Here is a 5,459-nt window from a genome sequence, read left to right on the forward strand (position 1 = left end):
ATCTTAGTTGTATTACTCATTTTATCATTATGAAGTATCTACTCCTATTATCACTCTAAACCTAGCCTAAAGCTAGATGAAGAATCTCTATTAATGAGAGCTTTGTCTAAAGACAAAGCAATCAGTAAATAAGACTAGTTTCTTTGCTCTTTAAGACATGATAAAGGTAGTTGGACTTAAACGCAGTGAAGATTATAGGAGTGGTAAGGGAGATTCTTAGAGCTTATTGCTATCAGAATGACAGAGGCTAAATATGACAAGGTAACGAAGTTATAACAAAGTAATCCCTTGTAAAAATGGTAAGCTTATGGCAAAGTAATATGTCGTTGTTTGGCGATGAGAATACTTTAAAAATATATTAAGAATACAAATAGCTACTTAAGAGAATATTAGCTTTATTCTCATAATTAAACTAATAGAAGCTATATTATTTTTGCCAATATAGCAAAATGGCAGGCAGTGAGGGCTATAAAGATTCAATATGAGTTTGCCCTAGACCATCTTTTTGCTGATATACGATTCTAGTAATTGGGTATGCTATATGTATGTTGTCATCTTGTAAATATTTTTCTATGATTTCTTGAGCGATAATACTTTTTAGACTAAGTGTCCCATATGCATAATTCTGAAACCATACAGAAATCTCCATGCCATTATCTTTGATAAAGTTAAAAACACGTGGATTAACATTTACAGAATGCACAAACGAAAATCTATCTCTCATGCGCCTCATTTGTGCTTTTGTCTGCTCTGTGTATATCTTGGCATGAGAGCTTGCGACATCTAGGGCAATGTTCTTTGCTCTAGTGATATTAGAATCAAAAGTAATGCAGACCTCAACGCTATCCCACACGTTATTCAAATCTCCATGAGTGTAATTTGCAATGAGATTTGTAAAAATGTAGTTGTTTGGAATGAAAATCATTCTACCTGCACGATGATTATCCCTATAAGAGCTAAGAGTAATATCATCATAAATAGTAATACGCAACATAGAAATATCAAGCACATCTCCGATAAATACTTCATTTTCTTTTTTGATGCGGATTCTATCACCTACATGCACACTGCCACCAACTACTATGACTAGCCAACCTAGTATACTCATAAACATATCTTTCATAGCTACAGCAAGCCCAGCAGATGCAAAACCTACCATAGCTACAGCATAAGTTGCATTATCTATATATGCAAAAAGCAGTATAAGAAATATTATTGTTATATTGAAAAAGTTAATAACTTTGCTTGTGGTATATGCCCTTTCATGATGATTTATATAGCGTTTAACTAGCATTTTTAGCATTATTGCGATGGCTATGCTGACTATGATTCCAACGCCAATATAGCTAAGTTTTAGAATCTGATTCTTTATATGCACTTCCAGATTGGTAATAATCTCATCGCTATCCTTGTCAAATACATCAATGGTAGTTTCAAAAATATTTCTAGCACTGTGTAAATCTAAGATTTGTTTTTGCACATCTTCTAGGGATTCTCTATATCCATTCCTCTGTCTTGCTGTTAGCTGTTCTTGGTTTAGTATAGTTTGTAATATTTCTAGCTTTCTTTCCAATGTTGTAATAACTTGATCTAAGTCATACTTACTTTTTTGCATATTTTCTTTGAGAGAAGAAATATGTTTGATATATGAGAACGCGCTAAAAATTCCAAATGGATTATTAATAGTTGGTGGCTCGTTTATGGTGGGCTTGTCAAGTAGCTCGCCAAAGGGCTTATTTCGATATTGTTCTAGTAGGCTTTGTTGTTTTTTTAGAGTATCTAATCTATGGGATTCTTTAGGGGTTAGCCTTGTTTCTAGTCCTATTCGTTCTATAGCTGTAATTTCATTTGAAATTCTATGATAGTTCCTAAAATTATCATATCGTTTAAGCCATATACTCTCATTATTGTCTATTTTGGCATTAATCTTAGCTAGTTTTTCTTTATTATTGAAAGAAATATCTTTTAATTTCTTTTCTTGTTTTATTTGTATATCAGTCTTTGCATTATTATCAATTTCTACTTGCGCGTAAGGCTTAGAATCTTGCAATTCCTCTTCACTAAAGCCAAGACTTAATGAAATACATAAAATCACTAAAACAGCTTTAATTTTCCATTTAATCTTTGCCAATGCGACAATATTATGAAAATTCATGCAGAGTCTCTAATAATATATCTTTGTCAATATCATTGTGCAAAGAAGCAAAAATATTAGGATTTGATTGCAACAATACAAAGTGCAATTTAGAATCTAAGCTTTTCTTATCCAGAAAAAAAGATTGATAAAAAGACTCTATATCTTTAATCTTATATCTAATTGGCAAGCCGCAACGATACAATAGACTTTCAATATCTCGTGCTATTTTTTGATTTAGAATCCCAAGCTTACAAGAAAGTCTATTTGCCATAACAATGCCCATGCTAACTGCTTCACCATGTAGATATTGAGTAAAATTACTTTCTAATTCAATAGCATGCCCAAATGTATGTCCATAGTTAAGTATAGCTCTTGATCCATTTCTTTCTTCTTCATCTTGCTCTACTACTTTAGCCTTAAGCATAACGCTTTTTTGAATGATTGTAGTTAGCATAGAAGATTCTAGAAGCATTGCTTGAATATATTTTTGATTATTTTTTGATTCTAGCATTTGCAATTCTTTATCTAATTCCTCTAGTAAGTAAAAATCAAAGCAGGCAAAAATCTTAATAATTTCGGCAAATCCAGCACTTATTTCTCGTTTTGGTAATGTAGTTAAGAATCTAGAGTCAATATAAACTTCATTTGGCTGATGAAAGATTCCTACTAGGTTCTTTCCATATTTATTATTTATACCACATTTCCCGCCAACGCTGGCATCTACCATAGATAGCAAGGTAGTAGGAATGCTTATAAAGTCAATTCCTCTTTGATAGATTCCACTAGCAAAGCCTACCATATCCGTAATCACTCCTCCACCTAGAGCTATCATCAAAGAATTACGATTAAGCTTTGCTCTAAAAGCACAATCAAGTATATATTCTATATGCGATAAATCTTTGTTAGATTCACCATCTTGGATAATGCACACAGGAATATCATCTATGGAAATATTTCTATTCGGATTGCTTGTTTCGTTTCTGCATAGCAAACTTAAAAAATCATTAAGCAGTATTTTAGCAATTGAATCTGTGGTAACAATTAGAATCTTCTTAGAGAGAATGCTTTGCAAATGCTCTATATAAGAGGAAAGATTCCCAAAATATATAGGATAGCTCTTTGATTTAGCATTTATAAGGAGGTTGTTTGTATTTTCCATAATTTAGCTTTCATTATTACCGAGGTTTATGAATTAAGTGTTTTTAGTAATATATCGTATCTTATTTTAATATACTGAATTGTCTGTTTGCTTGTAATTGCTTTTTGCAAATTGTAACAAAAAGCTTTTTGTTACTTAATGTAATTCGTCAATGTAGCAATACTTGATTTAAGACATTATCTAATGTATGCAAACTTTGCATGAGAGATTAGTTTCATGCTTCAATTTACCAACTTTATGATAGCCTTTTGCATTACAAAAATTTTAAAACACAAGGTGAGTTTATGGCAAAATCATTTCTTTTCACTTCGGAATCTGTAACAGAAGGACACCCAGACAAAATGGCTGACCAAATCAGCGATGCGGTGCTTGATTATATTATCGAGCGTGATAAAAAGGCACGCGTAGCGTGTGAAACACTAGTTAGCAACGGCTTTTGTGTGATTGCAGGAGAGCTTAAAACTCATATCTATGCGCCTATGCAAGAAATCGCGAGAAAAGTTGTGCAAGAGATTGGCTATACTGACGCACTCTATGGTTTTGATTATCGCTCTGCAGCTGTTCTCAATGGTATAGGTGAGCAAAGCCCAGATATTAATCAAGGCGTAGATAGAGAAGATGGTGAAATAGGCGCAGGCGACCAAGGGTTAATGTTTGGCTATGCGTGCAGAGAAACACATTCTCTTATGCCTTTGCCTATTTGGCTCTCTCATCGCCTTACAGAAGGTTTAGCACAAAAAAGAAAAGACGGCACTTTGCCATTTTTGCGCCCCGATGGCAAATCACAGGTAACAGTGCGCTATGAAAATGGTAAACCTGTAAGCATTGATACGATTGTGTTATCCACGCAGCATAGTCCAGAGACTAGCCAAATTCATTTGCGTGATGCTGTGATTGAGGAAATTGTTCAAAAAGTGCTTCCAAAAGAATATTTGAATGATAATATCCGCTACTTTGTGAATCCCACAGGTAAATTTGTGATTGGAGGACCACAAGGCGATGCAGGTTTAACAGGACGCAAAATCATTGTTGATACTTATGGTGGAAGTTGTCCGCACGGCGGCGGAGCATTTAGCGGCAAAGATCCGAGCAAAGTCGATAGAAGCGCGGCTTATGCTACTCGTTATGTCGCTAAGAATCTAGTAGCAAGTGGTGTGTGTGATAAAGCCACCGTGCAAGTAGCCTATGCTATTGGTGTTGTAGAGCCTGTTTCAATCCTTATAGATTCGCACGGCACAGGTAAGGTAGAAGATTCTAAACTCACTGAATGCGTGAAACACATCTTCCGCCTCACACCTAAGGGCATTATAGAATCTTTAGACTTGTTGCGCCCTATTTATCGACAAACTGCAGCCTATGGGCATTTTGGACGAGAGCTGCCAGATTTTACTTGGGAGAAAACCGATAAAGTTGAAGCAATTAAAGACTTTTGCGGTATTAAATAGGAGAAAATTAGCGTTGTTTTATCTTTGTAATTTAATAGTCTTTTGCTAACTCATAACTCAAATAAGTGAGTTAAAACTATACTAAACTAACAACAAAAGAGTAATGCCATTTGAAAAAGGATAGAGCTAAGCTATAAAAGTGCTCCTCTACCTAATATAAAAACCGAAGAAGAGGGTAAATAAGGGTAAAAAGTGAAAAAGATAAAGTAAGAAAGATAGCAACAAACCTCCTTTTTTACAAGTGTGCTATTCTCCATTTTTTGAATAAGAGAAATGTCTTAAAAAAAGGGGGGTGGCACAATGTTGGACAAATTTTTTTAGTCATTCTCATTCAAATTATAATTCTAAATCTCCCTTGTCATTGTGAATTATTTTTGTCATACTAATCTTTTTATTGTTATCATTACTAAACTTATCATATTTTAAAGCCTGCCTTTTTACCATATCTCCCCATGCTTTAAGCTGGTTTAAGAATCTCAAAAAAACTTTATCACTCCAAACCTAGATAAAGTATCTACAATTAATAAATAACAAAAAAGATTCTATATCTTTAATTCTCTAAATCATTATAATCTCTAAACAAAAGATTCTATGATAAATAGAATCTAAAATCATCTTGTCATTTTATAAAAGGTTAATTAAAACTCATAACACAAAAGGAATACTATGTAAAACAAGCATAAAGCAATCCACAATCAGATAATTAAGGATTCTGTAA

3 protein-coding genes are annotated in these 5,459 nt (G+C 33.6%); 1 reads left to right on the plus strand and 2 read right to left on the minus strand.

Going from position 1 to position 5,459, the window contains the following annotated elements; genetic code table 11:
• Nucleotides 1-466: 466 nt before the first annotated feature.
• Both LS73_RS09620 and aroB read right to left on the minus strand, forming a co-directional pair.
• Nucleotides 467-2,155, minus strand: coding sequence for a mechanosensitive ion channel family protein (locus LS73_RS09620; RefSeq protein WP_052090006.1), 1,689 nt, complete (start codon nucleotides 2,153-2,155; stop codon nucleotides 467-469).
• Nucleotides 2,142-3,296, minus strand: coding sequence for a 3-dehydroquinate synthase (gene aroB / locus LS73_RS09625; protein ID WP_034557267.1), 1,155 nt, complete (start codon nucleotides 3,294-3,296; stop codon nucleotides 2,142-2,144). Before aroB ends, LS73_RS09620 begins: the two co-directional genes overlap by 14 nt.
• A gap of 284 nt (nucleotides 3,297-3,580) precedes the next feature.
• Between aroB and metK the strand changes: the two genes are divergently transcribed.
• Entirely contained in the window at nucleotides 3,581-4,741 is a 1,161-nt protein-coding gene (gene metK / locus LS73_RS09630) for a methionine adenosyltransferase (protein ID WP_034557265.1), read from the plus strand.
• Nucleotides 4,742-5,459 lie beyond the last annotated feature (718 nt).

It is taken from the genome of Helicobacter muridarum (assembly GCF_000765805.2).
Taxonomy (GTDB): Bacteria; Campylobacterota; Campylobacteria; order Campylobacterales; family Helicobacteraceae; genus Helicobacter_A; species Helicobacter_A muridarum.